The sequence below is a fragment of the Lysinibacillus sp. CTST325 genome, from assembly GCF_054665055.1.
In genome coordinates, this window is record NZ_BAAFHO010000003.1 from 1 (window position 1) to 25,187 (window position 25,187).

At 34.8% G+C, this 25,187-nt stretch carries 27 protein-coding genes and 4 pseudogenes; 7 read left to right on the forward strand and 24 right to left on the reverse strand.

The genetic code is table 11. The features are described from left to right. Window positions 1–514: 514 nt before the first annotated feature. From ACYQ73_RS09755 to ACYQ73_RS09775, 5 genes are all read right to left on the reverse strand, one after another. The gene (locus ACYQ73_RS09755; RefSeq protein ID WP_169786300.1) at window positions 515–670 is read right to left on the reverse strand and encodes a hypothetical protein; all 156 of its coding nucleotides are present in this window, start codon (window positions 668–670) and stop codon (window positions 515–517) included. A gap of 716 nt (window positions 671–1,386) precedes the next feature. Next, window positions 1,387–2,292, reverse strand: coding sequence for an ABC transporter substrate-binding protein (locus ACYQ73_RS09760; protein ID WP_460012330.1), 906 nt, complete (start codon window positions 2,290–2,292; stop codon window positions 1,387–1,389). A 4-nt stretch (window positions 2,293–2,296) separates the two neighbouring features. After that, the gene (locus ACYQ73_RS09765; RefSeq protein WP_460012331.1) at window positions 2,297–3,313 is read right to left on the reverse strand and encodes a FecCD family ABC transporter permease; all 1,017 of its coding nucleotides are present in this window, start codon (window positions 3,311–3,313) and stop codon (window positions 2,297–2,299) included. Continuing rightward, entirely contained in the window at window positions 3,314–4,306 is a 993-nt protein-coding gene (locus tag ACYQ73_RS09770; RefSeq protein WP_460012332.1) for a FecCD family ABC transporter permease, read from the reverse strand. A gap of 11 nt (window positions 4,307–4,317) precedes the next feature. Then, window positions 4,318–5,103 (reverse strand): ABC transporter ATP-binding protein, encoded by a 786-nt coding sequence (locus ACYQ73_RS09775; protein ID WP_460012333.1) that lies wholly within the window; start codon window positions 5,101–5,103, stop codon window positions 4,318–4,320. A 508-nt stretch (window positions 5,104–5,611) separates the two neighbouring features. Here ACYQ73_RS09775 and ACYQ73_RS09780 point away from each other — a divergent pair. Next, window positions 5,612–5,821 carry a DUF6440 family protein gene (locus ACYQ73_RS09780; RefSeq protein WP_460012334.1) on the forward strand — a complete coding sequence of 70 codons (210 nt, stop codon included), beginning with the start codon at window positions 5,612–5,614 and terminating at the stop codon, window positions 5,819–5,821. Window positions 5,822–5,876: 55 nt separating this feature from the next. Here the strand turns inward: ACYQ73_RS09780 and ACYQ73_RS09785 are convergent, their stop codons facing one another. Next, complete coding sequence (locus ACYQ73_RS09785) at window positions 5,877–6,182, reverse strand: hypothetical protein (protein ID WP_460012335.1); 306 nt, start codon at window positions 6,180–6,182, stop codon at window positions 5,877–5,879. Window positions 6,183–6,324: 142 nt separating this feature from the next. On the opposite strand from ACYQ73_RS09785, the pseudogene ACYQ73_RS09790 reads away from it, so the two are divergent. Further along, window positions 6,325–6,714, forward strand: a pseudogene (locus tag ACYQ73_RS09790) (IS30 family transposase); the annotation flags it as partial. Window positions 6,715–6,862: 148 nt separating this feature from the next. Here the strand turns inward: ACYQ73_RS09790 and ACYQ73_RS09795 are convergent. The 5 genes from ACYQ73_RS09795 to ACYQ73_RS09815 all read right to left on the reverse strand — a co-directional run bounded on the left by ACYQ73_RS09795 (window position 6,863) and on the right by ACYQ73_RS09815 (window position 9,978). After that, window positions 6,863–7,354 carry an SMI1/KNR4 family protein gene (locus tag ACYQ73_RS09795; RefSeq protein ID WP_460012336.1) on the reverse strand — a complete coding sequence of 164 codons (492 nt, stop codon included), beginning with the start codon at window positions 7,352–7,354 and terminating at the stop codon, window positions 6,863–6,865. Between the two features lie 472 nt (window positions 7,355–7,826). Then, window positions 7,827–8,222 (reverse strand): hypothetical protein, encoded by a 396-nt coding sequence (locus ACYQ73_RS09800; protein ID WP_460012337.1) that lies wholly within the window; start codon window positions 8,220–8,222, stop codon window positions 7,827–7,829. 245 nt (window positions 8,223–8,467) lie between these two features. Further along, window positions 8,468–8,722 (reverse strand): hypothetical protein, encoded by a 255-nt coding sequence (locus tag ACYQ73_RS09805; RefSeq protein ID WP_460012338.1) that lies wholly within the window; start codon window positions 8,720–8,722, stop codon window positions 8,468–8,470. A gap of 38 nt (window positions 8,723–8,760) precedes the next feature. Beyond that, on the reverse strand, window positions 8,761–9,246 hold the full coding sequence (locus ACYQ73_RS09810; RefSeq protein WP_460012339.1) for a hypothetical protein: 486 nt from the start codon (window positions 9,244–9,246) through the stop codon (window positions 8,761–8,763). Window positions 9,247–9,543: 297 nt separating this feature from the next. Continuing rightward, window positions 9,544–9,978 carry a hypothetical protein gene (locus ACYQ73_RS09815; RefSeq protein ID WP_460012340.1) on the reverse strand — a complete coding sequence of 145 codons (435 nt, stop codon included), beginning with the start codon at window positions 9,976–9,978 and terminating at the stop codon, window positions 9,544–9,546. 416 nt (window positions 9,979–10,394) lie between these two features. Between ACYQ73_RS09815 and ACYQ73_RS09820 the strand changes: the two genes are divergently transcribed. Together ACYQ73_RS09820 and ACYQ73_RS09825 are read left to right on the forward strand one after the other, a co-directional pair. Continuing rightward, window positions 10,395–10,610 (forward strand): hypothetical protein, encoded by a 216-nt coding sequence (locus ACYQ73_RS09820; RefSeq protein WP_460012341.1) that lies wholly within the window; start codon window positions 10,395–10,397, stop codon window positions 10,608–10,610. Between the two features lie 137 nt (window positions 10,611–10,747). After that, window positions 10,748–12,262, forward strand: a complete 1,515-nt coding sequence (locus tag ACYQ73_RS09825) for an SH3 domain-containing protein (RefSeq protein WP_460012342.1) — start codon at window positions 10,748–10,750, stop codon at window positions 12,260–12,262. 1,002 nt (window positions 12,263–13,264) lie between these two features. Here the strand turns inward: ACYQ73_RS09825 and ACYQ73_RS09830 are convergent. From ACYQ73_RS09830 to ACYQ73_RS09855, 6 genes and pseudogenes are all read right to left on the reverse strand, one after another. After that, window positions 13,265–13,492 (reverse strand): CPCC family cysteine-rich protein, encoded by a 228-nt coding sequence (locus tag ACYQ73_RS09830; RefSeq protein WP_460012343.1) that lies wholly within the window; start codon window positions 13,490–13,492, stop codon window positions 13,265–13,267. Then, window positions 13,432–13,962: pseudogene (locus ACYQ73_RS09835) on the reverse strand (DUF2785 domain-containing protein); the annotation flags it as partial. The pseudogene ACYQ73_RS09835 and the gene ACYQ73_RS09830, both read right to left, overlap by 61 nt. A 217-nt stretch (window positions 13,963–14,179) precedes the next feature. After that, entirely contained in the window at window positions 14,180–14,365 is a 186-nt protein-coding gene (locus tag ACYQ73_RS09840) for an S-layer homology domain-containing protein (protein WP_460012344.1), read from the reverse strand. Window positions 14,366–14,368: 3 nt separating this feature from the next. Continuing rightward, window positions 14,369–14,422, reverse strand: a pseudogene (locus tag ACYQ73_RS09845) (hypothetical protein); the annotation flags it as partial. Between the two features lie 86 nt (window positions 14,423–14,508). After that, window positions 14,509–14,661 (reverse strand): S-layer homology domain-containing protein, encoded by a 153-nt coding sequence (locus ACYQ73_RS09850; RefSeq protein WP_460012646.1) that lies wholly within the window; start codon window positions 14,659–14,661, stop codon window positions 14,509–14,511. Window positions 14,662–14,722: 61 nt separating this feature from the next. Beyond that, on the reverse strand, window positions 14,723–16,291 hold the full coding sequence (locus ACYQ73_RS09855) for a glycoside hydrolase family 10 protein (RefSeq protein ID WP_460012345.1): 1,569 nt from the start codon (window positions 16,289–16,291) through the stop codon (window positions 14,723–14,725). 623 nt (window positions 16,292–16,914) lie between these two features. Here ACYQ73_RS09855 and ACYQ73_RS09860 point away from each other — a divergent pair. Beyond that, window positions 16,915–17,115 (forward strand): annotated as a pseudogene (locus ACYQ73_RS09860) (IS110 family transposase); the annotation flags it as partial. Window positions 17,116–17,347: 232 nt separating this feature from the next. Here the strand turns inward: ACYQ73_RS09860 and ACYQ73_RS09865 are convergent. From ACYQ73_RS09865 to ACYQ73_RS09875, 3 genes are all read right to left on the reverse strand, one after another. Continuing rightward, window positions 17,348–17,593 carry a hypothetical protein gene (locus tag ACYQ73_RS09865; RefSeq protein WP_460012346.1) on the reverse strand — a complete coding sequence of 82 codons (246 nt, stop codon included), beginning with the start codon at window positions 17,591–17,593 and terminating at the stop codon, window positions 17,348–17,350. Between the two features lie 293 nt (window positions 17,594–17,886). Further along, window positions 17,887–18,324, reverse strand: coding sequence for an N-acetyltransferase family protein (locus tag ACYQ73_RS09870; RefSeq protein ID WP_460012647.1), 438 nt, complete (start codon window positions 18,322–18,324; stop codon window positions 17,887–17,889). 251 nt (window positions 18,325–18,575) lie between these two features. After that, window positions 18,576–19,115: a hydrolase gene (locus ACYQ73_RS09875; protein ID WP_460012347.1), complete on the reverse strand. Its 540-nt coding sequence runs from the start codon at window positions 19,113–19,115 to the stop codon at window positions 18,576–18,578. Between the two features lie 999 nt (window positions 19,116–20,114). Here ACYQ73_RS09875 and serC point away from each other — a divergent pair. Further along, entirely contained in the window at window positions 20,115–21,203 is a 1,089-nt protein-coding gene (gene serC / locus ACYQ73_RS09880; protein WP_460012348.1) for a 3-phosphoserine/phosphohydroxythreonine transaminase, read from the forward strand. Between the two features lie 309 nt (window positions 21,204–21,512). Here the strand turns inward: serC and ACYQ73_RS09885 are convergent, their stop codons facing one another. From ACYQ73_RS09885 to ACYQ73_RS09895, 3 genes are read right to left on the reverse strand one after another with little or no spacing between them, the layout of a single operon-like run. Next, the gene (locus tag ACYQ73_RS09885) at window positions 21,513–21,935 is read right to left on the reverse strand and encodes a Fur family transcriptional regulator (protein ID WP_142509824.1); all 423 of its coding nucleotides are present in this window, start codon (window positions 21,933–21,935) and stop codon (window positions 21,513–21,515) included. Next, window positions 21,932–22,795 carry a metal ABC transporter permease gene (locus ACYQ73_RS09890; RefSeq protein ID WP_402934421.1) on the reverse strand — a complete coding sequence of 288 codons (864 nt, stop codon included), beginning with the start codon at window positions 22,793–22,795 and terminating at the stop codon, window positions 21,932–21,934. The genes ACYQ73_RS09885 and ACYQ73_RS09890 overlap by 4 nt, the downstream gene beginning before the upstream one ends. Window positions 22,796–22,809: 14 nt before the next feature. Next, window positions 22,810–23,556 (reverse strand): metal ABC transporter ATP-binding protein, encoded by a 747-nt coding sequence (locus ACYQ73_RS09895; RefSeq protein ID WP_460012349.1) that lies wholly within the window; start codon window positions 23,554–23,556, stop codon window positions 22,810–22,812. 232 nt (window positions 23,557–23,788) lie between these two features. Between ACYQ73_RS09895 and ACYQ73_RS09900 the strand changes: the two genes are divergently transcribed. Then, window positions 23,789–24,025 carry a Nif11 family protein gene (locus ACYQ73_RS09900; RefSeq protein WP_053484617.1) on the forward strand — a complete coding sequence of 79 codons (237 nt, stop codon included), beginning with the start codon at window positions 23,789–23,791 and terminating at the stop codon, window positions 24,023–24,025. A gap of 274 nt (window positions 24,026–24,299) precedes the next feature. Here ACYQ73_RS09900 and ACYQ73_RS09905 read toward each other — a convergent pair whose 3' ends face one another. Beyond that, a complete protein-coding gene (locus tag ACYQ73_RS09905; RefSeq protein ID WP_460012350.1) occupies window positions 24,300–25,187 on the reverse strand; it encodes a deoxyribonuclease IV in 888 nt (295 codons plus the stop codon).

A 25,187-nucleotide genomic window follows, 5' to 3' on the forward strand; every position in this document is an offset into this window, starting at 1 on the left:
CTAGTACAGTCGTAGCATCAGTTTAACATACTAAAGCCTTATGAAAAATCGAAAAATCACTAGGCTTATTCAGCATGGCCCAATTTATCAAAATAATATCAGAGAGTTAAGAAAGTTATTATAGATACTTGACTAATCGTAAGAAAGAGCTGCCTATGCAACTCAATGATCTTTAATTAACGCACCCGTCAGTTGAATAAAGAAAAAGGCTATGTTGATTTATAACGTTAAGGAATCCGCTGTATATGCAAGTTTGTATTCAAAATATGATTCAGTGCAATTTCTTTTGAACAGCATTGAAAGCTTTGTTGTATCTAAGTTCAAACGATAGTGCATAAAAAGGTGTATATGAATGAAATACAGAAAAACACTTAATACATTGGTATGACAACGTTTTAAGTGTTTTATTTCGTCCCAAAACTTTCATTTGTAACGTTTATTATAATTATTTTGTATGCTTTATAAATATTGTTGCATAAAACACAGGTTAATTTATTGACTCTAATTTTTATGTCTATTCTTTACAAAAATCTACAAATTTTTTTGCCTGTATTAAGGACATACCTGTTTGCTCTCTCAAAAACTTCACCGCTTTAATTTCACCGACTGACTTTATTTTCTCTTTTACTAAGGCAATCAGTTCCTCATTATAGATTTTAGTATAATCCATTTTTTCGCCCCCTCGTGTAATTAAAGTTTAACATTACCAAAACGTCCTTTGGGTACATTTCATTGAGATTCTATTTATATGTTATCGCCATTCAGAGTAAGTGGATCGAACAGTCTTCTTCAAAATTATTTTTCGCAGCGTCTCAGAGCGTTATTTTCTAATAAAAACAGCGAACACTGTTAAATCAGTGTTTGTCGCTGTTTGAAATGTTACCAACCTTTGATTTAGGAACGTTTTTTAAATGTAAATCTTATAAATATTCATTGCAGAAATTATTCTACGGATTATGTGATATAGGTTAAAAAGTTAATACTAATTTATTCTTTATTAGTAAACCATTTTTCATTTAAGTATTGAGAAAACCCGAAAATAATCGTAAAACTAATGCCAATTAAAATAAATCGTATATCATTATTAGGGAAAATTTTATTTGCTATAAAAACAGAAATAAATAAAGTAAGTGCAAATGTAATTGTAAATAATATTTTTTTCAGCATTCGTTACACCAACTTTTTCGATATATTGTTTATCATACCAATTTTTGAGTTGTTTTTTCAATAGTATTTAGCTTCCCAAAGCGTCGTTTGCATAAAGTGCGTAACGTTGTAAATGGTAAAAAAGTAAATCCCCCTAAAACCATTTAAACATTCTGGTTTTAGGGGGAAAAGTGAAGCGTTTCGCATTGTAAGATGTATTCTTGTAAATAGACTATATTTTTATTTTTTTAATTGGTCATATAGTTGATCCATTGCCATTGAGTTCCCAAGAGCTGAATAGTCTAACCAAGGTTGATCTGAAACAACAAAAATTTGGCCCTTTTGAACAGCTTTTAGAGATTTCCATATAGATGATTCAGCAAGTTCTTTGTATACTTTTTCAGCTTCTTCGTTGCTATTTACTACAACAAATATAATATCTGCATCGTAATCACCAATAACTTCTTTTGATATCACTTGATAAGGCTCTTCTGTACCCATTTCTGTAATTCCTGTAGCAGGTTCAAGATTTAAGTCTTTAAATAATATTGGGCCCATTGGTCGTGCTGTTGAGAAAACACGTAATTCTTTATCTGTAACACGGATTGCCATTGCTGTTGCATCTTCACCATATTGTTTAGCAAGTAAAGATTTTACTTCCTCCGTTTTCTTTTCGTAATCTGCAATAAATTGTTTCGCTGATTCTTCTTTTTTGAATTTTTCTCCAAGTAATGTTAAATGATCACGCCATGTTCCTTCATCTAAATTATATAGTTGAACGGGTGCAATTTTTTTGTAGTGTTCTAAATTCGCTGCTGCAAATTCTTCATCTGCAACGATAACATCTGGTTCGGAGGAAAGTAATGATTCCATATCAACATCTTTTGCAGGGCCATATTTTGTAGCTTCTGTTAAGTATGGAGCTGCTTGTGGTAAAAAATCACCTAATGAACCGCCAACTACAGAACCAACGGGGGTAATATCTAGGGCAATTAAGTCATTTGTTAAGTGAATTGATAAAGAGCCAATACGTTGTTCTTCAACTACTTTCGTTGTTGAATTAGATGTTGTTGATTCTTCATTTCCACAAGCACCTAAAATTGCTGTTATTAGAGCTAAAGTTACTGGTAAATACCATTTTTTCATATTGTTATACACTCCTGTTGTTTTTTAATAGTAAATAAATAAAATAAGGTCCTCCAATGAAGGATACCAATATACCTGCTGGGATTGGGTTTGCTTCAAATAGAGAACGACCAATCGTATCAGAAAGTAGTAAAATGCCAGCGCCAATCAATGCAGATAAAGGTAGGTTGAGGCGATAGTCACTGCCAACTAATTGACGTGCCAAATGTGGCGCTAAAAGTCCTAAAAAGCTAATATTACCTACGATGGCTACTGAAACGCTTGATAACACCACAGCCAATATCAATGCGCTATTTTTGGTGCGCTTTACATTAATTCCCGTTGTTTGAGCGAATGCCTCTCCAACTTGTAAAAGGTTTAATCGATGCGCTAAGTGATAGGCAAGAACACTAAATAGGGCAACCCATGGAATTAAAATAGAAACATGAATCCAATGACGTCCCCAAATATTCCCAAGTAACCAACTAGCTGCAAAAGAATAAGTATCTTTACTTAAACGTAATGATAAAAATAGCGTTATTGCATTAAAAAGTGCCGATACAGCAATACCAATTAAAATCAATTTATTTGTATTGATACCGCCATTTTTTGATTTTGCCAAATAAACAATCAAAACGGCGGCCAAAGCACCACCTGAAAAGGCGAATAAAGGTATTAAAATTTCAGCATATAAAAATTTTTGACTAAAAAAGCTCATGAATATAATTAATCCACATGAAGCACCCGCATGGAGACCTAATAAACCAGTATCCGCTAAATGGTTGCCCGTATAGGATTGGAGTAATGATCCTGCCACAGCGATACCAGCACCACCGACTAATGCCATCAAGATGCGGGGTAATCGATACTCAAATAATACGAGTATACTATTATCCTGCCCCTGACCAAACAGGTTATTCACCACTTCTGGTAAAGAAAGTTGATAGCTTCCTGTGTTAATTGAAAAGAAAAATGTTAGAAAAATGAATATCAAAGTGATCGAGATGTATAATAGAAATGGAATTCTTCGTTTTGGTGCCATTTAAGTTCCCTCCAGTTTCTTCGCGACAAATAGAAAAAATGGCACACCAATAAAGGCAATTAATATTCCTAATGCAAGCTCTTTAGGTGCAAAAATTATTCGAGCTGATAAATCAGCGATTACTACAAGTGTACTCCCTAATAAAGCGCTTACTGGAATATTCCAACGGTAATCATGTCCAACAAATTTACGTGAAAGATGAGGGATAATTAGTCCAACAAAACTAATAGAACCAGCGACTGCAACTCCAACACCACCAAGTAAAACGATAACCCCCATACTTGTGAATAGTAAGAACTTAATGTTAATACCTAAACTCGATGCCATTTCTTGGCCTGTACTTAAAATCGTTAATTGCTTACCAAGTAATGTTGCAATAATGATGGATACGATAACGATAGTAATCAATAAAGGAAGTTGCCCCCATGTAACACCTGCAACTCCACCTGCATACCAAAAAGCCAATTCTTGATTCAAATCAAAATAAATGGCAATACCAGAACTAATTGCATGTAGAAATGCAGCAATCACTGCCCCAGCAATTGTAAATGTTAAAGGGGAAAGATTCCCACGAGCGACTATACCGATTGAAAAGACAAGGAAGGTCGATAGTGCGGCCCCGATGAATGAAAAGAACGTAAGCCAACCGTAGGAAATCGCTGGATAAAATGCAAAACAGATAGTCACAAGAAGTACTGCCCCACCGTTGATTCCTAAAATGCCTATATCAGCAAGGGGATTACGTGTGATTGCTTGAATTACTGTACCAGCGACTGCGAAAGCAGCTCCAACAAATACGGCCCCTAACACTCGTGGTAATCGAACTTCATAAATGATCTGATGTAAGTTATCCTCTGAGTTGTATTGGAAAATGGATGTCCACACTGTGATAAAGGGAATATTTTTAGCCCCTATACTGATTGCAAAAATAATGGAAGCAAAACAGATAATTAAAAGTACGAATATCGTGATCCATTTGTGCCAAGTTGTCATCTCATCACCTCTTATAAACTAGTGTCGTAAGATAGACAAATTGGTTTTTTAGTATAAGGATCTTCACTAATGACAGCATCTATTTGAAAAACCCGCTTTAAATTATCAGTAGTCATCACTTCATCAACGGTTCCAGCTTTTACGATTTGACCAGAATTCATTGAAATCATATAGTCTGAATATCTAGCTGCTAAATTTAAATCATGTAGTACCATAACAATTGTACGATTTTCTTCCACATTCAATTGTTTAAGAAGTTTCATTAAATCAAGTTGATGTGCAAGGTCCAAATAGGTTGTGGGCTCATCTAAATAAATAATGTCCGTTTGCTGAGCTAATGCTAAAGCGACCCAAACGCGTTGACGTTGCCCACCCGACAATGAATCAACAATAGAATTTTCTACGTCATTTAACTTGGTCTTGGAGATTGCCCAGTTAATAATTTCTTGATCTTGAGAGCTTAAAATACCGAAATTCCCTTGATGGGGATACCTTCCGTAAGCAATAAGTTCACGTACTGAAATGTTAGAAGGTGCAATCTGAGACTGCGGAAGTAATGCCATTTTTTTCGCCAAATCTTTTGTTTTATATGAGGTTAAAGCTTGTCCATCTAATAAAATTTGACCTTTGGAATAAGGCAATATTTTTGTTAGAGCCTTTAATAAAGTTGATTTTCCACAACCATTCGGTCCAATAATTGTTGAAATACTATTATCTGGAATATGTAATAATAGGTCTCTAAGAATAATATTTTTATCATATTTTACTTCGATGTCGTTTGCAGAAATTCGAAACAATTTGTTAGTCTCCTTTTATTGAGAATGATTATCGTTATCGAATTGTATTCTATTTGCATTTTAAAGTCAACATAGTATTAAAAAATAAGTTATTTAAATATAAGTTAAATTAAACATCGTTTATTCATTTTCATCCACTTATAAAAGCGTTTAAATATAGCTAAGAAAGGTACATTCAGTTTATTCTACTCTGAACTCTATTCTATTCTTTTCCTTCTAGCCCCCCCCAAAAAAGCTGTCTTCAACTGTATCAATCTTTATACAGAATTCACTTGTACAGTTACCTGCATTAGCTTGGGCTGGAGGGAGGTTTTCAACAGTATTGCTATTAACAATTGAACCTGGTAATTCATCATCTAAAATGGTGATTTTATAAGGCTCTTTTCGTATAGATTGTTGCTATCAGTTCTTGCCTGTGCGGGTCTTAAGCCGAGATAAGAGCGTAGTATATGTTATTTGGAATTTCAGTAATAGCGTTACCATATAAATGAATAAGGAGGCGAAAAAAATGTTTAATAAAGACTCAGAGAAGAATAAAGGATCAAATAAGAGATTTGAAGAAATCTTTACAGAAATGGGTGTAGCTAATGGAAACAGAATACTAGTAGATAATGAAACAGGAGTTCATTATTTATTTAGTTGGGCTGGATATGCAGGGGGAATCACGCCGTTATTGGATAAGGATGGAAAACCAATAATAAAACCCAATAGTGAATAACAGGGCTTTCATTAAATATTCGATTTAAATATCAAACATAAAAACAGAGTTGATCCTACACATTTTGTAGATTATTTCTGTTTTTATGTTTTAACAGCAACAATCTTTTAGAAAACAGCCTTTTATAAAGAGCTTCTACATATCTTTTTGTGTTTTCTCTATTTCTATAATGTTTTGCTGCTACAGTTGCTGAATTTCCAGTAATAACCCCCACTTCTAATGTAGAAATAAGACCGTCCTCAACCATTTGCCAAGCATTATCAATATAAGTATCTCTCAAATTATACGGTGTGTATTTAAATTTAATCTTTCCTTGGTTAAAAAGACTCTTGGATATTGTACCGAATGATTTATTAAACACATTTTTTGCTACTATTACTTGACTTTTAAAAGACTTAGTATATTTCTATCAACTGTAACGCGAGAATAAAGTTATTTAATTTTATAACCCCAACCAAGCATAACCCCGTTCTTAGAAAGGACGGGGTTAAAAATATAGTTGTACACGATGGTATGTTGGCTTTTTGATACCAGATCGCTCAGCTCAATCAATGGAAAAAGCAGTACGTCTTCTTCATACTAAATTACCAAAAGGCACTATAAAAACAGCCACAACAGACAGAGGTAAAGAATTTAGCTGCTATAAAGTGTTAGAAAAAGACTTGAAAATTGATGTTTATTTTGCGGACGCCTATTCTTCTTGGCAACGTGGAAGTAACGAAAATGGGAATGGGTTACTTCGCGAATTCTTCCTTAAGCAAACAAATTTCGAAGAAGTATCACCAGAAGAACTAACAAAATCATTAAACTATATCAACAACCGACCAAGAAAATGTCTTGGTTGGAAAACTGCAAACGAGGCTTTTAATGAGCAATTGTTGCACTTAATTTGACAAATCATCAAAAGAAAAAGCTATCCTCAAAGAGATAGCTTTTCTTCAACTAAATCAATTGTTTTTTTGCTCCTTGTTCAACTAAGGCACTCGTTAGTTTAAGTACATTTATTCACAAACATTAAGTCTTAAAGGGCTATTCAACATTTTACTTTTTTATTCTCGCAACTAGGAACAGGTCGGATAATTTTTTTACAACAGTTAGTTTATTTTCAATTATCATCTCAGTCTCTTCACCATATTCATGATTTAAATAATAGACAGGAGGATTATTTCCTTCGTGTATATTTATTGCGTATGCATCTCCAATAGCTATTTCTTCTCCGATACAAATATAACCGCTTTCATATACTGCACATCCAGGAACAGCGTTGTAAGATCCTTCAATAATAAACTTCGGATTCAAAAATTCAATTCGTAATTGGGGATTTTCATCATCTTCTTCATCTTCCGCATCAAAAGGAACCACCAATTCACTATCACACACTTCTACCGTAGTCATTAAATCGATCAACCATTCTGGAAGTTTAGAATCTAGTTTTTCTTTTAGGTCATTTATTTCCCCAACTGTCGCTATCCTAGTGGATGTTCCAGACCTTTGAATCATATTTTTAGCATTTGTAATTACTTCATTAACCAACGTAACTCCTCCATTTAATTAGAAATATTTACTTCATCTTTAATAACATTCCTATTAATTTCTTCCTATAGAACTTGACCTATGCAATCTTAACAATATATCGCCTTATTTTATATATGTAATTTTTTCCACATTCAACTATCCTGCACACTTAGTTAAGAAGAAAAAAGATGGGATCTCTCTAGAATCCCATCTTTTAATAAAGCACTCGTTAGCTTAAGTACATTTTTCCACAAACTTTTTCCTTTATTTGAATGTTTATATTAATCTCTTCATTTCAACCTCCTTCTATAATCATTACTAAATTCCCTCAAATTAATAAACCTAACGTTTTGAGTGTTGGATTCATTTAAAACCTTGTAAACAGCTTCAGTAATAATTAAATTACCGTACCAGTTATTAAAGTAGAAAATATCACTACCATCCCACTCTTTTTCATCTACGCTTAACCCTTCAGAGATACGTAAAATATTCAAAAATGTCCACAATTATCACAATGTGGTACTTTATTTCCTAAATGATCTTGGAGAAAACCACCTTTACCTATAGCTTCAATGCGGGCTAAATTAAATAATTCCTTATCTAATAATCGCTCCTCATTTTTAACTTCAATTTCTATAGGGGATAATTTGAACCCTTTAAAATTATGTCTTATTAGAGTATCTTGAATTCCACTTCCAATAATATTATTTCCCATCATTTGATAAAAGTCACTAGTTTTATCATCTCGTAATTGGACTTTTAAAGGGTTTTTTATAATTGATTGCACCCCACCACATTTATCACATTCCCTTCTATTTTTATCTTCTCCAGTATTCTTGAAGAGTACATTTGTGCCCGATTTTTCCCTTAATAAATAAAAATTCATAGTATAGCTCCTTTTATTTTGCTGTTTTCTCAAAGATTGTTGCTTTTAAAACAAAAGGCAGATTTAATCTACAAAATGTGTAGATTAAATTCTGTCTTTTTGGTTCGATATTTCGCGAATCGAAATTAACTAAAGCCCCCGTTACTTTAAGTGAATATCTTCACAAACTAAAAGAGAGGAGCCAATTCTTTATTACTCGTTAGCTCAACAAAAGTCCCTATCCTGTTATAGTCCGGGGCACCCACTTATTTTTTGAGCGGTTTAACATTATATATATGCGTCTCTGATTTACCTTCAACAATTGTACTGCCGATTATCCTAATGATATTGCCAACTTCATCGTTTTCTACACGTAATCTTTGCTCTTGGTACAATTCCAATAGTGGATCGATATTAGAAAAGTAATCCACTTCAGAAAGCCAATTGTTTTCGTACGTGTATTCCTCATACTGAAGATCGGCAAATTCCTCCGTCCAGCAACCACTTCGTTCATACTTCATCAATTTTTCGTTTTCGTATATGCACTTGGACACCACTACTAGCTCGCCTGAATTATCAATTCTAAACCATAAACAATATCATCTATGTATATCAAATACTCTTCGTCAAATCTACTGTCTGGAGTTGTAAACTCATTCACACCCTTTACTCGAAGTAGCCTGCCGTCCTTATCAAAGCCATTTTCATATGTGTAATTCCCGAATTCAGGTTTCTTCTTTTTGAACAGTCTACCCCTTTTCATCCCACCAACGATTAAATCTAAAACGGGGCTCGGACAGTAGTATCCACGATGGATTGTTTTTCCTCCTTTAGAATACTCTAACCTTACAATTTTCTTCTCCGTAGCAGTGCGTAATTCTAACAATTTGCCCACATACTTCTGTTTAATACTGACCAACTCTGCAATAACCTTTACAAAAGCATCTAACTTTGATTGATCGATTTTACCCGAATCCTTTATTTGCTTTTTTGCATCTACTAACCAATCATTAAATTCCGCCATAATATTCTCGAACTCATCCACATTAACACCTTCCTGCTCTATAAATATCTTTAATTAACGCACCTCGTAGTTGAACAAGATAAATGTTTACCTCTTTCGATTTTATAACCAGGTTGGATTGTATTCTCATCCATAGAATACTTTACCTATCAAAAGCATAACTATGTATTGCCTTAATTTATATATGTAATTTTTCCCTCTTCCAATTAAACTGCACCGTTAGCACAATAAAAAAAGAGCTGTCTGTGCAGCTCAATGATCTTCAAGTACAGCCTATGTTAGTAAAACTAATTAATTTAGTTGTAGGTCACTCTCTTTTTATTCAACACTAACATCAAAAACAAAAGTTTGTTTTCCTTCAGACCATGTAGTTTTAAGTTGATAAATATAATATCCACTTTTCGATGGCATCGTAATTTCATTATCTTTCATTTCAACAAGATCAGTTGTACCATCTTCTTTCAGTTTAGCTACCGTAATTGAAGAAGGGTTTTTATCAATTTCAACTTTAAATATAGTGCTTTTTTCAACTTCTAGTGTATCGAAAAGTTCAGCTATTTCGTTTATATCGGAAGAATGTTTTATACTAAATTCAACTTTGTCTTCTTCCTGCTCATAATCACTTAGAATCATTGTATATGGTTCACCATTCACAATCACTTTGCCTTCTGGTTGACTAAGAGGATCGTTTGAGGATTTATTGCATCCAGTCAAAATAGTAACAATTAATATGGATAAAATTAATTTATTCATTTTATTACTTTCCTTTATTAGATTTTTACTTTCGCTCCGTCTTTTCATTTAAGTAATTCGTGAGTATTTCGTGATTCCATTTTTTTTCAGCACATATATCCAATGAATTTATTGGATGTTGTTAAAGTAAACTGCCCCGTTAGCCATCCATGAAGTTATTAGCACTTCACCACAGAAAATGGAAGATGATTAATTTTTTTTATCTTTCATGGGAGTTGAATAACTGAATAATCAGTTGTTTGGAATAGTGTATCACATTTCAAAATGCTGGTTCGTAGAAGTGCAAGATTATAAAGCAAATTATGATGAGATTGCGGTAGCATATCATTAAGTTGGTGTGCTTTTTCAATTTGAATCGGATTAATGAATATAAGAAGCGAAAAAACAAACACAAGCTCTTGGCTGTAAAAAGGAGTGTGGCAAAGTTCAATTCTTTCAACTTTGAGTCAGCTTACAACAACAATCGCAGCAAGCTTACAGAGCCATTTAACGAGCCTGTAAGAGTTGATAGATTTGGCTTGGGCTTGTTTCAATGGACTTTAGGAAGCTTACCTATTTCACAAAAAGGTAAAAATCCAACAATCACTATTTACAACCCTTTCACCGAATCAATATTAAACAATATATGTTAGGGCTATCATTTATCACTCAATCCTGTTAAATGAAAGAAACATTGACTATTACCCCTATCTCAAATATTGGGTTTATGATAACATATATCTGAATCTTTTATCTTTAAAAAATATGAAAGGAAGTGTAATAATCACATATGAAAAAGATATTGAAACCTTTGATTAGTGTGATTGCCATTGGTACCCTCTCTCTATCTATAAACATAGATAAAAATGTATTAGCTAATAATATTGCAAATACATGTAAGTATGATTCGGCATCGAATGAAAACCCTAATTATGCCACAATGAACTGTTTGTTAACCGAAACAGCACTGAGTTATGATGTTCCACCTGAAATTGTGAAGGCAATAGCGGAAGGTGAAAGTGGAAATTGGCGTCATTTCGATAGTAATGGTGAAGCGATTGTGACAGCAGATAATGGAATTGGCATTATGCAAATTACAAATCAAGCTGGCTACAATCAAGATAGACTAAAAAGCGATATTGTCTATAATATTCAAGCAGGTGTAAAGACTCTAGATGATATGTTTAAGCGGAAGGATTTGCCTAGCATCAACGGTGGGGAAAGAGATGTATTGGAACATTGGTACTTCGCTATCATGGCTTATAACGGTACTAAACCAGTAAATAGTCCAATTGTCCAAGCAACTGGTGAAAGAAATGCAAATGCCTATCAAGAAAGAATTCTCCGAATTATTGAGAAATTGGAATTAATAGACTTAACAGAGCTAACTTTTTTACCCGAACATTTTCAATATGATTCTAACAGCAAGGAAAATATTAAATTTTCAGCCATGAACTATAAATTTGATTTACCATTAACAAAATCAAAGTATTTTTTTAAAACAAATCAGAAAGTTAGTGCAACAACTAATGTAACATTTAGGACAAGACCTACTAAGGATAGTCCTTCTATGGGTACTTTACGTGAAGGTGAAATTGTTACCATTACGGGACCTTTTGAATATGAAGAAGTATCAACGAAGAAAAACCATTTTGTTTGGTATCCTGTGAAAAGAAATGACGGGACAAAGGGGTATGTAGCATCAAGTTATTTAAACTACTCAGCTTCAACACCAACGCCAACACCTCCAGTAACACCGCCAACAACGGGAAACGTTGATGTATCAAAGTTTGCTGATTACAATGCAAACGAATACTGGGCTGAGGATTTTAAGTGGGCAGTCAACATCGGTATCATCAGTGGATACCTAAACGTGAAAAACCCATCAACAGGCAAGTACGAAAACTTACTTAAACCGTACACTAACTTAACGGAAAACCAAATGTTAACTATCCTATTCCGTTACTTCAAACCATCAGAACTAGCTTCAACGAAAGCTAATACTACATGGTATGGTGACAAAAACTACCAACTGGCTACAAAATACTCTCTACCAGTTCTAGGTGCAAACACAGCATCCAAACAAGCCATTGCAGGTAAGGATATCACACGGGGTAACTTCGCTCGTATCTTAGCTTCAATGCATTATGGTAAGACTGTATCTCAGTCAGAAGCTATTAAATTCCTTCGTGATAATGGTTTAACAACTACTAAAACAAATGAAGAGTTTAAACCAAATGATTCTCTAACAAGAGCGCACACAGTGGCATTCTTCCACCGTTACGAACAAATATTCAATAACTAAATTGCTACTTACAAGTGAAAAGGTGACTATAAAAGTCATCTTTTCTTTTTTATGTTTAATAAATCCTTTCTTGACACTCCTCGAACCTTTCATAACTAAATTCATTGACACAGATTGCTTGATGAGAGCTACAAAGTCTTGTGTTAAGCTACTGGAGTGATTGAGAAAGCATAACAAAAGGACTTGTGTGTAATTTTACGCACAAGCCCACAGATTGATGTGTGATGTGGTGTTGTTTAGTTTGTTGAAAATAACTCATAAAATGATTTTTTCTCCAAGATTATCTAAATCTCTTTTTAAGTTAAAAATAATAATTATTCTATGAGACCTTTCTGAAACTCGACCAAAATCTACAACTTGTTGTATTTCAACTATGTCATTTGTATAGATTTTTTATGAGTCTCTAACTTCGGTAATCTTTTTGCCTAAATTGTCAATAGATTCCCAACGTACAATGTTAAGTTCAACTACTCCTTGATAAGAAGCTTTAATACTCAAGTCATCATCTCCCTGCGTCTCAAATAACTGAAAATTATGTCTATAGGGAATCATAACACAATAAATTTCTATTTGGTAGATAAATGGTAAATGTGCAACGAATGAGTTTGACTGTTACCGTAGGCGATAAGAGCTTATCTAAAACTCTTCAACTTTGAAGGAACATACAGCAACAGTTGCAAGCTCAAAGAAATGTATAACGAGTCTGTAAGAGTGGATAGCGGAGCAGAGGAATCATCGATACAGGATGTATAATTGTGCTACAGAGCTATGTGTGAAGCTGTAGAATCATGCCTATGAGCTTGTGAGAGCATAACAAAAGGACTTGCATATATGGGATTCAACCATACACGCAAGTCCTATTCTTATTAAAGGAAAACACCCGTTAACCATCCATGTAGCGCAAAAACAAGCGCTACACCACAGAAAATGAAAGATGATTACGTTCTTTCATGGGAGTGAGGAACGAAGATTAATGAGTGATTGTAATATCACCTAAAAACTCTATAGAGATATAAAATTTTCATCTTTCTCGTATTCAAGGCTTGGTTCTACAACTCTGTCTTTAAACCTTTCCTCACTTGCTCCGTAAATCTTGAAATTCTTTTGTGCTTGTCTCAAAGACACTTCATTAGCCCCACCTTCAAAGTCTGGGTTCTCATTCTGTACGAAATCATCTTCCCAATAGCAAACTTTACATAACGCAGCATTGCGACGCTGGTCTCCTCGCACTGCACCAACTCGACAAAAACATCCGCACCGTAAGACGCGCTGTGAGCCTAGCCTCCTACTGAAAGGTAACCTCGCAGATCCTTCTCCTCTTTATAATAACGGAGCATTGCATGCATCAATTGCTCAATTTCCGCTTGATTGAAAAATGGATTCTGTCTGTGGCGTTGCACAATCAAAGCGATAGGTAAGGCAGAGAACGTCCTTGTAAAAACTGACTGATCATCCTCGTTGCCAATATTATAGAACAAATGGTTCTCATCAGTCAGAACAGTTAAGAGGCTACGCAACTCCTCTTCACTAAACCTATTCTCTTCCTTAATCCACATATAAAACATCAGATATATCAGGTTATCCCGTAATTCTGGCTGAGGATCGCCAATATATTGAAGTAACAAAGGTAAGAAATCTTGATGCTGCTCACCTTCGCGTAACTGATACTCATCCTTCTCAATTCTTTGCAAATCCAGCATCAATTTGGCCCTTATCTCATTTTCCCATCCCTCTCATCATTCGTTCATTTACCTCGCCTTGATTCTCTTCGTAAATTGTGTTTAATAATTCTTTAGTCAGTTCCGTATGTACCTTACTGATAGTCCCCAGCAGAGCAGAAGGTTTTCAAAGCATACAATAAAACACTATATAAAATTCTGAAACTTGAATTTTGTATAGTGCTTCGTTGTGATTATTTCATGCCACGAATTGTACCCATGTCACTGCCTGATTTTGTCTGAAATTACCGTTGTAACCTAATGCAATGCCGTTATATGCTAGTGCGGCAATATAGTCATAGCTCCAATTTGTTGTTGGAACGTCCTGGAATGTGCTTGTTCCAGCTGGTGGGATACCAAATGCGAGTACAAGTATTTCCTCCATTTGTGCACGTGTTAGCGATTCATCTGGACTGAATGCCCCGTTTGAACCGTTTACAATACCTGCCTATTGTAAACTTGTAATTGCTTCATAGTATGGATGACTCGTTGATACATCACTAAATGATACGTCCTTTCGTTTAAGTGTTAGCTCAAAAGTCCGTGCGATCTTGCAATATGCTTACGTTTAATTGGTTCATTCGGTCGAAACGTGCAGTCTAGATAGCCTGTGATAATACCACGAGCTGCGATGTCTTCAATCATGTCCTTAGCCCAGTTTTCGTGGAGATATCGTTGGATGTAATATTAGGCTTTGGATCTACAGGTTTTTCTGGTTGCTCTGGCCCTTCAGGTGTTGGCTCTATTGGTGCTGGTAAGGAATTCCGTCTTTTATAACAAAAGCAGTTTTACTTTCCACACCTGTAGCAGATATAGATTTTATACCATATGTGTATACTTTACTATTATTTGCAATAGTATCTACATAAACAGTATTACCTTGTGTGTTATAAACCACGTCTACTATATTTTTAACGTCTTCATATGATCCTTCTTTTGTTCCATCAAATCGGTATATTACATATTTCCTTGGTTGAGTACTATTTTCATCTGTAATAGTAAGCTTCATGCCTAAAGACTCTTTACTCAATTTAACATCAGTTGGACATAAAGGTATTGCAGAGCCTTTCCAATAAATTGTAGGTGTTAAAGCTTTATAATTGTATAGTTGCTGATTTAGATAAGAAGCATATCCAAGAGCGTTATTGTTAATACTTCTTAGAGAAAAATGCATTTGTCCTTGAGCATTTTTATTTGCTCTGTTGGCGATTACTTGGCTGATAAGTTCCGTCTTATTATTCCATGCAGTATCAGAATCATTTCCAACTTTATGATTGGCCATGCCAATATATAGATTAACAGGATGGACTTTTGCGTACGTTTGAACTTCTCTTCCCCACCAATCTAATAAAACAGAGTAATTTGCTGCTTTATGATTTCTGGACCAATAGATTTGAGGAGCAATATAATCGATACTTCCATCTTTAATCCACTGTCTTGTATCAGCATAAATATCATCGTAGTTACTCATTCCATTCGTGTTACTACCAGTAGAATCTTGCCCTTTGTTTCGCCAAATTCCAAACGGAGATATTCCATATTGAACATGAGGTTTTATTGCCTTAATGCTTGCATAAACCTTTTTTACTAATTGATTAACATTATTTCTGCGCCAGTCTTCAATATTATTGAATGAGCCACCATACTTTTTAAAAGTTTGTTGATCTTGAAAAGTCTCTCCTTTTATTTTATAAGGATAGAAGTAATCATCCATATGTACAGCATCGATATCATAGTTGCTTACTAATTCTTCTATGGTTGATAATAAGTAATTTTGAACTTCCGGCAAACCAGGATCTAAATAGTATTGTTTACCGTATTTCACTACCCAATTAGAATTTTTACGGGCTACATTATCGGCAGCAAGATTAGACAAAGATTGCGAAGGCATAGTGACCCTATATGGGTTTACCCAAGCATGAAGTTCTAATCCTCGCTTATGTGCTTCGTCCAGCATTATTTGCAATGGATCAAAACCCGGATTGGTCCCTTGTGTCTTGCCTGTTATATACGATGACCATGGAGCAAGCTTAGACGGGTACAGTGCATCATTTAATGGCTTAACTTGAAAAATAACTGTATTAAAGTTATCAGCTTTTAATTTGTCTAAGGTACTTTGAACCCATTGAGTATATTGGGTTTTACTCATACCTGCCTTCATATCAATATTAGATACTGTTGCAATCCAGGCTGCACGCATTTCATTTTGAGGTAGTGAATTAGCTGTAGCCTTTTGATTTGTAAAAACAGGGATAAGTAAAAGTAAAACAAAAAAAGTTACTAAGCACTTTCCAAAAAAATTTTTAAACATAAATAATGAAATCTCTCCTTTTAATTCCCAGCTATTAAAACCTAGCTGTTACTATAACCTAAGTAAATACCATATCAGCCTATTCTATAAAAGTAGGAACTGATTGATCCTTCCAAAAAGTGTCTTACAGTAATTAGGTCTGTAGCATTTTGTCGGCAGGACCCTCAATTGGTAATTTCAATTGTTTGCGAAGCTCGTTGGAAAATTTTATTCTTGTTTCTTCGCTCATTATATAATACCACAAATCCCCAATTATTCTCCCTTCACCGGTAATTTCATTTGTTTAATATTCTTGACGCCAATTTTATGAGAGCGTTGAATAGCAATCATTTGGTCAATTGTTAAGTTCGTTTGAATATTTTTTTCTAGTGTAGCTTTAGAATAAAGAGTGTTTAAGATATTTTCTTCACCCCTTTATTTATTAGCAAATGCAAAAACTCCATTTTGAAAAAAGATTGATCAAATTGGCGTTAATTTTTCTAACTAAGTATGAGATTTTTATAAAAAAGTTTGATCAATTAAATGAGCCTTATGAAACTAAAGCACCCCGTTCGTATTATAAGGTCCGCCAGAGAAATCTGGTTGACTATTTATTATTCAATTTATAGATTGATAGTAGCTGGGGTACAACGGAAGTACCCGTAAATCCACTGGTATCTTACCGAGCAAAAAGTTCTAGCTTGCGAAAAACCAAAACAGATGCCATCGATGCTTATCACTTAGGCGAACTGTATTACAAAGAGGATTTAGCGCCTCAGAAAAAGCGTGGTGTACAGTTATTAAACCTTCGGCATCTAACAAGGCAACATGAAAATATGACGGGAAAGCCATATAAAGTAGCCATTATTGCTTGTGCAAATAAGCTTTTACATTGGATTTATGCGATTTTAAAAACGAAAACACCATTCCAAGAAACCATATAGTTACAGCATTTTCAAATACAACAAAAACCTTCCAAATTGAATTCGGAGGGTTTAGTATAGCATGAAGTGTTTTTTTATTTAAAAGATTTTTATTGACAATCTATTAGCTGGTTTAGTTGCACAGGAATTTTTACTATTCTTTCACTTCAATTAAACCTTCATCATCACCAACTATTTCAAGCACAGGCTTTTCAAATGCTTTTGAAACTGTGCTTAATGTCCACTCTAAGTGTTCTTTACTATCACCACTAAGAACATTTTTCCCCCAAATCCATGAAGTAGGTACATCGTTTTCGTAATATACCTCACATATTTCATACGAAACATAACCATTATTCCAATCCTTTTTTACTACCCTATAATTCCAATAATTATCCAAACTTCATTTCTTCCTTTCAAGAGTAAAATTACATTTTTTATAGTGAATTGTATTTAACTAACCTGGTTCGTTAGTATAAAAAACGTCCTTACTTGTTGGAGAAACACCACCGTTCCAATTTCATCCCATATAATACTTTACCTATCAAACCTTAACAATGTATTGCCTTATTTTATATATGTAATTTTTTCCCCTTTCAACTAAACTGCTCCGCTAGTTGAAGAAGAAAAAGATGGGATCCCTGTGGAATCCCATCTTGAAGTTAAGCACTCGTAGTGAAGAAGGTTAGTTGCTTATAACTGCAAACTCATAGTAACTGTCCTAATACTAAATCCCAATTTTTCATACAGTTTAATTGCTTGATTTCCTGAAAATGCACTAAGACGGATTTCTGAATATCCATCTTGTTTTAGGTGATCAATACCTGCTTTCATTAACATTTTGGAAATCCCATTCCCTCTAAATTCTTCTATAACAAACAGTTCATAAATGAATCCATTCATCATATCAGTAAATTGGTCTTTGCTAGCTCCTATAAGAATCCAGCCCATTAATTTATCGTTTTCTGTTGCTATTAAATAATAGCTTCCCTTTTCCAAAAGTGGTTTAACAAGTTGGTCGATTTTTTCTTTCGTAGGTTCTACTTCGCCTAGTGTGCCATCAAAAACAGCTTGAGGAGAAAGAGATAATATCTTTTTTAGTTCAAACTCGTTAGGTTTTCTAATATCCATTAATTGAATCAATCCTTTAATCTCCTTTTATTCAGTTTAGCATAATACCCAATAAATCCCCTCTAAAGGCTATTATTTACTTGAATTCTTCTTGTACTAAACTGTTTCGTTAGTTGAATAACAACAATCTTTGAGTAGACAGCCAATAAAAAAATCACGTATCAATAATTGCCAAGTCATCATTGATACGTGATTATTATATAAAGCCATTACGGGCTCAATGTATAGTTAACTAAATGATGAGTTTTTTGTTATTTAACGAGTTGTAGCACCGTTTTAAAATGTGGATGATCTGCACGTTGTAGTAACTCGTATAAAATCATTTCCACGCTTGTTGGTAAAATTCCAAGTGCCTTCATCTTCTCAAGCCCTATCTCTTTATTGGCCTTTGTACGAGAGGATACTGCATCTGCAACAACTTCAACCTCAAACCCTTGTTCTTTTAGCTGTCTGGCCGTTTGGTAGACACAAATATGTGTTTCGATACCTGTCACGATAAATTGAGAACGACCACTTGCCTTCATTGCATCGACAAACTCTTGCTCCTGGCATGCACTAAAAGCCATTTTAGCTATAGGTTGTTGACCTTGAATATGCTGAGCAATGTCTAAGGCCGTCCCACCTAAACGGCTAGGATTTTGTTCGAGCCATAAAATAGGTACCTCCAAAGCTTGCATAGCTTGTACCAGCTTGGCCACATGTTCAATCACCGCTTCACTTTCGTCAACAATTGTCGCTAACTTCCCTTGGACATCGACGACAACTAAACACGCTTCTTCTATTGTAAACATTTAAAACACCCCTTATATCTATATTCACAATTCATTATACCGAAAGTTACTTGGTTTTTGTTGTAGGTTAGAAATATTTCGTCCAACTTAAAATTCGTTCAACGTTTTTTTCGTTTAGAAACGTATAACTTATAATTTTTAATGATTATAGTTAGAATTACATAAATAAATAGAACATTTATTGCAAATGGGTTTGAGTAAAATTTTTTGGAGTAAATAGTGAGAAGAAAGTTTTTATCTCGTCGTTTCTACCATAAACATTTTAACGGTGCACCAAAAGTTGTAGATGTATTAATAAAAATCGTTAATAGTAATGCAATGAATATACTAAACCAAATTAATCGTCGTTCTTTATTTTTCATAATTTTGCCCTCCTAATTTGATTAGTTTTTATGCAAAACAATGTTATTTTTAATATAAACCACATTTAAAACTGAATCAGCGATAGAAAAGCAGTCAATATTGGCTGCTTTTTTGTATTCCTTTCTACCTCTGAATGTATCAATTTATACCCTATAAGAACTTAGACTACACCCATGGAAAACGTCCTTCTGGAGCGGAATGTACAAGCGAGTACTTATTGGGCAGAAGAAATTTCATTTAAACAAACACGAACATTTTATAATTCCACTGTTTAAGCAAACTATAAATCACGAAATATTAACTCACTTATGTACAACCATGTTTCGGTTTGTTCGTATTTAAAGCTAAAACGCTATTATGAATTTTAACTCAATTGTGTACATTTTGTTGCGACCCTGTCGTTATTCTCCTCGAATAGTGAGAATTTTATTTTTTCTCTTGAAAATTGAGTTATAATCCAGTAAAGTGCTTTTAACGGTCAGTATTCCGCTTAATCTATTATCTATAAATGAAAAAGTTAGCTAGATGACTATGAACTGATTGTAAAAGCCCGATAGATTCAATAACCAATAAGTAAGGACTAAAAACCCTATGATTAAGGTTTAACCTTATAAAACAAACAAGGAGTGTACCACTTTGACACAACGAGCATACAATTTTAACGCAGGCCCTTCTGCCCTACCACTAGAAGTATTAGAAAAAGCCCAACAACAATTAGTAAACTTCCGTGACTCAGGCATGTCAATTATGGAAATGAGCCACCGCAGTGCCATTTTCGACGAAGTACATAATGAAGCAATTGCTTTATTGAAAAAGCTTTATGCTATCCCAGAAAACTATGAAGTCCTTTTCCTACAAGGTGGAGCTAGTCTTCAATTTACTATGATACCGATGAACTTCTTACAAGCAGATCAAAAAGCAAGCTATGTATTATCAGGATCATGGTCTGAAAAAGCTTTCAAAGAGGCTAAATTATTTGGTACGCCTGTTGAAGCTGCTAGTACAAAAGAAAATAAATACCGCAATATCCCAACTTTAGCAGACATTCAATTCAATGAAGAGGATGCCTATTTGCATATCACTTCAAACAATACGATTTACGGTACACAATGGAAGGAATTCCCTGAAACAGGTAGTGTACCATTAATTGCGGATATGTCTAGTGATATTCTTTCTAAACCAGTAGATGTAAGTAAATTTGGTCTTATTTATGCAGGGGCTCAAAAAAATCTTGGTCCATCTGGTGTAACAGTAGTCATTATTCGTAAAGATTTGCTAGAGAAAGCGAATAAAAATATCCCTACAATGCTTAAATACTCAACGCACGCTGACAGCAACTCTTTATACAATACACCACCTACTTTTGGTATCTATATGTTAAGTGAAGTATTAAAATGGGTAGAATCAAAAGGTGGCGTTTCTGAAATTGCTAAGCATAATGAATTAAAAGCAAAAGTAATTTATGATGCTATTGACAATAGCAACGGATTCTATACTGGTCACGCAACACCTGAAAGCCGTTCTTTAATGAACATCACTTTCCGTGTTGCTGATGAAGAGCTTGAAAAGCAATTCCTTGCAGAAGCAAAAGCAGCAGGATTTGTTGGACTTAATGGACATCGTTCTGTAGGCGGCTGCCGTGCTTCTACTTATAATGCCGTACCATTAGAGGCATGTGAAGCATTACGTGACTTTATGGTAGAATTCCAACAAAATCATCAATAATATAAAAATCGGCGAATGATTTATCATTCGTCTTTTTATTATTTGCGGAAAGAAGACAAATACCCGTGAAGCAGCAAATACCTTCTATTTAGAAATACATCTTTTTAAATGCCTAGCGGACATTTACCAATCTCCTTTCACTCAAAAATCATAGATTATTAGAGTGATGCGCAATAATAGTCGGGGGAAGACTTTTGTACAAAAAAATTGACACTACTCGTATAACAGCATAGTTACAATAAAAGGGGTAGTTCCAAATGAAACCTCACTTGGAACTACCCCTTTCTTCAAATATTGTCATGCCAAATTTCACAAAGTTTCATGCTTACACTCTGGACATTTACCATAGATCTCAAATTTATGATTTTCAATTTCATAGTCTGGCAGCTTTTCTCCAAGCATTTCCATAGGGCAGAGATTTAGCTCCTTAACATTGCCGCAATCCATACAAATAAAATGATGGTGATGATGTTCAGATTCACAATGCATACGGAAATTTCGTTCCCCTGATAACTCAGTTTCTTCCAGTATTCCTAGCTTCACAAACGTTGAAAGGTTGCGATAAATCGTATCGAAACTCATACCCGGAAAATCTTTCTTCAAAACATCTAATAAATCTCGAGCAGTTAAATATTTATCTGTTGCTGCAAACATATCTAATATTAACTCCCGCTTATCTGTTTTTTTAAAGCCGTTTTCTTTTAAAATTTCCCACGCTCTTGAAACATTCACTGCGCTACCTCCTCCCGTTTTGTAGCCATTTTAAATACTATTTTCTTCACTAGTATTACAAGTAACAAAATTAAGATAGAAGTAACGACAATTGTACCACCGGGTGCTAAATCTAAATAAAAAGCACTGACTAAACCGATTAACACAGCCGTTTCGCCAAAAACAATTGCATAAATGATTGTTTGCTTAAAGCCCTTTGCGAGTCGCATTGCAGCAGCCACTGGCAACGTCATAAGTGATGATACCAGTAAAATTCCGACGATGCGCATACTTGCAGCAATAACAAGCGCTGTAACGATCATAAATAAGAGATGAATCCAACGTGCAGGCAGACCGCTAGCTTTTGCATATTCCTCGTCGAAAGATAAAACAAAAAGTTCCTTAAAAAATATAAATAAAAAGATAATGACAACGGCAGCAATTCCTACTACTACCCATAAATCCTGCCGTGATACAGCTGACACTGAACCAAATAAATAGCTCATTAAATCCGTGCTAAAGCCACTCGCAAGCGAGATAAATATAGCACTAATACCAATTCCACCAGACATAATAATTGGAATAGCAAGCTCTTCATAGTGCTTATATAAACGTCTAAGACGCTCAATTAAAATAGAACCGCTGACAGAGGCCAGTATGCCTAAGTAAATCGGATTTAACATTGCTAAGGCTGTAACAGATTGACTGATATATAAGCTTCCCGCTATTCCCGCCAGTGTCACATGTGACAAGGCATCAGCAATAAGCGAAAGCCTGCGAACGACAATAAAAACACCTAATAGCGGTGCCAATATGCCAATTAATAGCCCAGAGAAAAAGGCATTTTGTAAAAATTCATAGTTAAAAATTGCTTCAATCATTATGCCTTCTCCTTCTAGTGAATCTTTCTCACAGAATGGCCATACCAAGCATCAAGCGCATCATGAGAAATTGTATCAAATTCATTTTTGTAACCGTGGAAATGTATAGTTTGATTTAAACATGCCACATGACTGATACGATTCGACACTGTATCAACATCGTGTGTAACAAGAATCATTGTAATTCCCTGTTCCCGATTTAATTTCGCCAGCATATCATAAAATGATTGCACATTCTCATGATCAATGCCGACAGTTGGTTCATCTAATATTAGTAGCCTCGGTTCACTAACCAATGCTCTTGCAATAAAGACACGTTGCTGTTGCCCACCAGATAACTCACCAATATTACGATTGATAAATGCTTCCATTCCAACAGCTTTTAATGCTTCTAACACTTTGTCCTTTGCATCTCGTCCAGGTCTTTTAAATAATCCTAATTTTTTCGATAATCCACTTTTCACTACTTCTTGGACAGTTGCTGGAAAACCTGAATTAAAGGCATTAGATTTTTGTGACACATACCCTATCCATTCACGATGCTTAAAAGTTGAACTTGGTTCACCAAATAGCTTTATTTCTCCAGACATCGGTTTTAGTAATCCTAAAATAATTTTTAATAATGTAGATTTCCCTGAACCATTCGGACCAAGAAGTGCTAAAAAATCTCCCTCTTCTACACGGAAAGAGATATTTTTTAATACTTGCGTATAGTCATATTGAAATGACACGTTTTCAATGTCAATTAATGATTTTTTCATGTATGTTCTCTTCTTTCTAATTCAAAATCATTACGATTTAACAAGTTGTAAGTATATATGAAAGTACAGTTTTTGTAAAGAAAATAAGATTGCTATTCTACTGTTTTCGATTTCAAGTTGGTACAGACATTGATTCTAATACATTAATGTGAAGCTTTTTCTTAGCTGGCACGACGTTCACAAGAATGATTTTGTTTCAAGAAACTAAACAACTTTAAAAGGAGGATTAGCTTTGAGTATTCAATTTTTACAGCAATTAACACAAAGTAGTGATAAGGAAGTTGTTGCGATTGCACGTGCTGAAGGATTTGAAATTACTACTTCTGAAGTAAGAAAACTCCGTCCTTATTTGGAGCAATTCTCATTTACGTGGCTCTTTTTAGGTATTCCAAAAGATATTCTTGTAGAGGTAGAAGCTGTTTTAGGTAGAAAGCGTTCCAGACAACTAATTGCATTGTTTACGAAATAAACCATTCCGCCTTGGCGTAATTGTAGCTGACGCTTTGCTTTCGCTACAGTAAACATTTGCCGCTGTCGCTTCGCTTTCGCGCAGAAGACATTTGCCGCTGTCGCACAGATAAATCGCCACTGGACGTGGCGATCTTAGACGGAGTTCCTCTATTTCAGTATGTGTTTAGACACCCACTGAATTAAAGGAATACATCAGCATTCATCTCAATCACCACGAAGATAAAAAAAGCCCGAAAATCAGCGATTATACCGCTGATTTCAGGCTTTTTATTCTATCCTCTTAGAGCATACTCTGGTTTAAACTCTCCATTACGAAGCATTTCAATTTCATGTTTATAAGGAGCCGATTTTGATTTGGCATCACTATTTAAAGCAACAAATGGTGTTTCTAGGATTTTAGGAATCTCCATTAATTGTGGATGATGCACAATATTTTTTAATGCATCAAAGCCAATATGACCGAAGCCAATATTTTCGTGACGGTCTTTTCCTGCACCACGGACATTTTTTGAATCATTGATATGCAGGACTTTGATACGATCAACACCTATCAGTTTATCAAACTCATTTAAGACGCCATCAAAATCTTCTACAATATTATAACCAGCGTCATGAGTATGGCATGTATCAAAGCATACTGAAAGACGCTCATTATTTGTTACACCATCTATAATTTTAGCAAGCTCTTCAAAGGAACGACCACATTCAGTTCCCTTCCCTGCCATTGTCTCTAATGCGATTTGTACAGGGTAATCCTGTGACAACACTTCGTTTAAACCTTCAATAATCTTGGCAATCCCTGCGTCTGCTCCCGCACCTACATGGGCACCTGGATGCAAAACAATTTGTGTTGCTTCCAACGCTGCTGTACGTTCGATTTCAGACTGTAAAAAATCTACACCTAGACGGAAAGTTTCAGGTTTTTCTGTGTTCGCAATATTGATAATGTATGGAGCATGGACAACAATATTCGTCATACCATGCTCTTTCATGTGTAATAAACCGTTCATAATATTGAGGTCAGCGATTGCCTTACGACGAGTGTTTTGAGGTGCTCCTGTATAAATCATAAAGGTATTTGCCCCATACGAAAGAGCCTCTTTACTTGACCCGAGCAGCATTTCTTTTCCACTCATTGAAACATGTGATCCAAGTAGCAT

Coding starts and splice junctions, on each gene's coding strand:
- ACYQ73_RS09755 (WP_169786300.1), bottom strand. CDS start 670: ATGGATTATACTAAAATCTATAATGAGGAACTGATTGCCTTAGTAAAA.
- ACYQ73_RS09760 (WP_460012330.1), bottom strand. CDS start 2,292: ATGAAAAAATGGTATTTACCAGTAACTTTAGCTCTAATAACAGCAATT.
- ACYQ73_RS09765 (WP_460012331.1), bottom strand. CDS start 3,313: ATGGCACCAAAACGAAGAATTCCATTTCTATTATACATCTCGATCACT.
- ACYQ73_RS09770 (WP_460012332.1), bottom strand. CDS start 4,306: ATGACAACTTGGCACAAATGGATCACGATATTCGTACTTTTAATTATC.
- ACYQ73_RS09780 (WP_460012334.1), top strand. CDS start 5,612: ATGTTTAATAAAGACTCAGAGAAGAATAAAGGATCAAATAAGAGATTT.
- ACYQ73_RS09800 (WP_460012337.1), bottom strand. CDS start 8,222: ATGAATTTTTATTTATTAAGGGAAAAATCGGGCACAAATGTACTCTTC.
- ACYQ73_RS09805 (WP_460012338.1), bottom strand. CDS start 8,722: ATGAAGTATGAACGAAGTGGTTGCTGGACGGAGGAATTTGCCGATCTT.
- ACYQ73_RS09815 (WP_460012340.1), bottom strand. CDS start 9,978: ATGAATAAATTAATTTTATCCATATTAATTGTTACTATTTTGACTGGA.
- ACYQ73_RS09825 (WP_460012342.1), top strand. CDS start 10,748: ATGAAAAAGATATTGAAACCTTTGATTAGTGTGATTGCCATTGGTACC.
- ACYQ73_RS09840 (WP_460012344.1), bottom strand. CDS start 14,365: ATGGAGGAAATACTTGTACTCGCATTTGGTATCCCACCAGCTGGAACA.
- ACYQ73_RS09855 (WP_460012345.1), bottom strand. CDS start 16,291: ATGTTTAAAAATTTTTTTGGAAAGTGCTTAGTAACTTTTTTTGTTTTA.
- ACYQ73_RS09870 (WP_460012647.1), bottom strand. CDS start 18,324: ATGGATATTAGAAAACCTAACGAGTTTGAACTAAAAAAGATATTATCT.
- ACYQ73_RS09875 (WP_460012347.1), bottom strand. CDS start 19,115: ATGTTTACAATAGAAGAAGCGTGTTTAGTTGTCGTCGATGTCCAAGGG.
- ACYQ73_RS09890 (WP_402934421.1), bottom strand. CDS start 22,795: ATGATTGAAGCAATTTTTAACTATGAATTTTTACAAAATGCCTTTTTC.
- ACYQ73_RS09895 (WP_460012349.1), bottom strand. CDS start 23,556: ATGAAAAAATCATTAATTGACATTGAAAACGTGTCATTTCAATATGAC.
- ACYQ73_RS09905 (WP_460012350.1), bottom strand. CDS start 25,187: ATGCTACTTGGATCACATGTTTCAATGAGTGGAAAAGAAATGCTGCTC.